Genomic DNA, 499 nt, shown 5'->3' with positions numbered 1-499 from the left:
TCAGGCGCGCCGCGGTTTTCCGGCGATGTGCGCAACAATTTGCACAGTTTTTTTGACGTAGCATCCGCGCGATCACGCACTTCGGATCGAGCACGGCGAACAGGGACGCCAGCCGTGCAGGTTTTTCGAGAAACAGGGGACAGCGGATGTTCAACCCGGCCAACCAGACCCACTTCAGCCTCAGCCTCGACGGCCTCCGTCACGACCTGCAGGTTCTCGAATTCAGCGGCCACGAAGGCATCAGCCGGCCCTACCGCTTCGAACTCGAACTGGTCAGCGAGCGCGCCGGCCTCGACCTCGAAGCGCTCATGCACCGACCCGCCTTCCTCGCCTTCACCCCGCAGGGCCAGGGCGTCCACGGGCTGGTCTACGGCGCCGCCCAGGCCGACGCGGGCAAGCGCCTGACCCGCTATCGCCTCACCCTCGTGCCGCAACTGGCCTACCTCGCGCAGCGCAGCAACCAGCGGATCTTCCAGCACCTCACGGTGCCGCAGATCGT

Annotated in this window: 1 protein-coding gene; it reads left to right on the top strand. The window is 65.7% G+C overall.

Annotated features, from left to right (window positions below):
* Nucleotides 1-146 precede the first annotated feature (146 nt).
* Nucleotides 147-499, top strand: a 353-nt coding sequence (locus HMPREF2924_RS21255; RefSeq protein WP_049267032.1) for a contractile injection system protein, VgrG/Pvc8 family, incomplete at its 3' end; no start/stop codon positions are given.

Source organism: Pseudomonas sp. HMSC063H08 (genome assembly GCF_001813645.1).
GTDB lineage: Bacteria > Pseudomonadota > Gammaproteobacteria > Pseudomonadales > Pseudomonadaceae > Pseudomonas > Pseudomonas aeruginosa.
The sequence above is the reverse complement of the archived record's forward strand: the minus strand, read 5'-3'. Positions and strand labels throughout refer to the sequence as shown.